Origin of the sequence: Caballeronia sp. (assembly GCF_049581465.1) — a bacterium.
Taxonomy (GTDB): Bacteria; Pseudomonadota; Gammaproteobacteria; order Burkholderiales; family Burkholderiaceae; genus Caballeronia.
Map to the genome: position 1 here is coordinate 1 of NZ_JBAUSA010001146.1, position 2,517 is coordinate 2,517.

The following is a 2,517-nucleotide window of genomic DNA, read 5'->3' on the forward strand; positions in this document are numbered from 1 at the left end:
GTCGCGCTCCCGCTCGACCGGCATGCATGAACCGTTCCTCTATACCAGTCTACGGTGCTCGCCTTCGGCGACGCCATAACTCGGAGTATCAATCCAATGTTCACCTTCACCGTTATCGCCACCGTCGCTTTGACGGTCCTCGCCTACGTCAAGCGCAATTAGTTTCCGGCTGTGGATTGCGGTCCTGTGTGCGTGGGTCTAGGGCTGTCATCACGAAGGGCTGTCGACAACGTTGCATCTATCTTGCGTCTCCCAAGCTGATTGCTGCGATCGAGCGGTACATCCAGCATCGGCGAGCGAACGACCATGGAACAAATCTTGGTCGCACCGACTATCACGGATTGCACGCCAATCTTCCGTTGATCTTGAGTCGAAGAGGGTATCCGTATTCGCTTTCGAAAAAGAGTCGCGTTGGGGAGTCAGGAGAATCGACGGACTATTGGGCCGCTGACTCACTACAGGCCTACGTCACGGCGCTCTACCGTGCGTCAAGCTCAAATGGTACGTCGCACAGTGGCAGGCGCACCTTCGCCACCAGGGCGCTAGCGAACGGGGCATCCATCAAACAGGTTCAATTCCTTTTGGGGCATGGGGATATCGATCAAACGAGCCGATATTTCGATGTTCCCTCGGCGGACATAGCGCTAGCGTTTTCAGAGGTCATCTGAAATATTCCGCGAGGCTTGTACGGGCTAAAGATTGGGCAAAAAATGCCGTTATATCCATAGCGGCCAGCGGGCGTTATCATGGTACGCAACGCGTATCATCAAAAAAGGCTATGTCGAATACTACCCAGCAGGAATATTTGAAGTCAGCGAAGGACGCGCTCGGCGTCACCTGGGATGCACTCGCCGAGTTGTCCGGCATCAATCCGCGTGCGCTCAAAACGTATCGGATGCCCGACACGTCGCAGGACTACCGACAACTGCCCGCCCTTGCCCGTGCGGCGATTGATCGCCTGGTTTCGAGGCGCAAGAAGAAAGTTCAGATGATTGATTGACATGGTACGCATTGCGTACCATACTTAGGGCGGGGAATAAGGGAAAGGCGAATGACGATGAAAAATTATGGCGTAACGATCAAGGCTCGAACCGCACCTCAGCGGCCTGTCGAAATGCTGCTGAAGGGTAGCGAGGGATCGCGGGTAGTGTTGAGCGCTGCCAAGCGTGTTATCGCGACACACGAGAAGGTAATCAAGGCTCTCGCGAACCGATGATAGACGCACAGCAAGTCATTGAGATTCACGATCTGATCTTGCGACAAGAGCCAGGGCTTGCAGGCGGCCACGGAGTCGGCCCACTTGAGGGAGCACTGGCGCGCGTCGAGAGCCGCATGCTCTACGGGCAGCTCTCGGATGTTTTTGATATCGCGGCAATGTATGCAGTAGCGCTCGCCAGGGGGCACGTTTTTAACGATGCAAACAAGCGAACGGCGTTGGTTACTGCATTGACCTATCTAGCTTTGCAGGGATATGACATACCAAGGTCCGACGTGCTGGAGGACATCATGGTGGACGTTGCCGAAGGTACGTTGGATGAGAGTGGCCTTGCGAGCCTGTTGTTCTCAATTGCCATCGAATAACACCGGAAAACAAGGTCAACATCCGCAGCAGCGACGCCGGTCTACTCTGCAAACATAAACGGGGAAACAAATGGCGCGACGGACAAAGGTTGGCAATCAGGTGATTGAAGCATGGAAGCGGACCGTGGTGAACGAGTATTGCAACGGTCACATCAATTCGGAGCGTAGCCTTCAGGCGTTGCTTTTCTCGAACCTGCGCGCGGTGTTTGCAGAAGATGAGACCGAGCGGCGCATCTTCGTCGAACCGACCGTGCAACTGCCGGGTGCGGGCGTAATCGGGCCAGACATTGTGATTTGCAATTCACGCGAAGCGATCTGCTTTCTGGAGTTGAAGTTTGCGCCGCGCGCCAAGGCGGACACAAAAAAGGACATGCGTAGCATCTCGTCGGTAGCGCGCAGCGAAGGCATATCCATTTTGCTCAAACGATATCGAGGCCCGGATCTGCCCTCGATGAAATTCGCCGTGTCGAAGACAGTCCTCTTCGCATGGGCGGGTATTCATGCTGGTAGCACGGAACCGTCGAAGGAGTGGACGGACCCAGCCTTTCAGGGGCACTTCCACCTCGAACTGCACGCTACTACAAACGACGGCCAGGCCCCTGGCGAGCGGTACAACACGAATGCACTACATGTGGAAAACTCGCCCATCGAGGCGTGAGCCTCGGAATAAAGGAAAAGATATGGACGCACTATTCGCCGCTGATGCGGCTGTAAAGGAAACCGTACCGGCTGTTGTGCGGCGACATAGGTCTGCCGGTTGGCGCTGTCGCAGTAAGGTCAGCGGGTCAAGCAGTGGTGATATGAGGAGGATTACTTATGAAACGAGCGAGTAGAACTGCTGTGCGGGAGACAGTGGAGTCTCGCCCCGACATTTCATCTGCCCTTTCTTGATCATGTGCATTAATTCGACGCCACTCAGAATGACGCGCGCGCAGC

Annotated in this window: 5 protein-coding genes and 1 pseudogene; 5 read left to right on the forward strand and 1 reads right to left on the reverse strand. The window is 55.3% G+C overall.

Translation table 11 applies throughout. The annotated features are described in order from the left end of the window. The first annotated feature begins 26 nt into the window (after positions 1-26). The 5 genes from WCA53_RS28045 (at position 27) to WCA53_RS28065 (ending at position 2,239) form a co-directional block, all read left to right on the forward strand. Positions 27-668, forward strand: coding sequence for a tyrosine-type recombinase/integrase (locus tag WCA53_RS28045; protein WP_423918598.1), 642 nt, complete (start codon positions 27-29; stop codon positions 666-668). 110 nt (positions 669-778) lie between these two features. Then, positions 779-1,000, forward strand: a complete 222-nt coding sequence (locus WCA53_RS28050; RefSeq protein WP_423918601.1) for a hypothetical protein — start codon at positions 779-781, stop codon at positions 998-1,000. A 51-nt stretch (positions 1,001-1,051) separates the two neighbouring features. Further along, entirely contained in the window at positions 1,052-1,216 is a 165-nt protein-coding gene (locus tag WCA53_RS28055; RefSeq protein ID WP_423918604.1) for a hypothetical protein, read from the forward strand. Then, the gene (locus WCA53_RS28060) at positions 1,213-1,581 is read left to right on the forward strand and encodes a type II toxin-antitoxin system death-on-curing family toxin (RefSeq protein ID WP_423918607.1); all 369 of its coding nucleotides are present in this window, start codon (positions 1,213-1,215) and stop codon (positions 1,579-1,581) included. The genes WCA53_RS28055 and WCA53_RS28060 overlap by 4 nt, the downstream gene beginning before the upstream one ends. Positions 1,582-1,651: 70 nt before the next feature. After that, positions 1,652-2,239, forward strand: a complete 588-nt coding sequence (locus WCA53_RS28065) for a hypothetical protein (RefSeq protein ID WP_423918610.1) — start codon at positions 1,652-1,654, stop codon at positions 2,237-2,239. 156 nt (positions 2,240-2,395) lie between these two features. On the opposite strand, the pseudogene WCA53_RS28070 reads toward WCA53_RS28065, so the two are convergent. Then, positions 2,396-2,517 (reverse strand): annotated as a pseudogene (locus WCA53_RS28070) (IS6 family transposase); the annotation flags it as partial.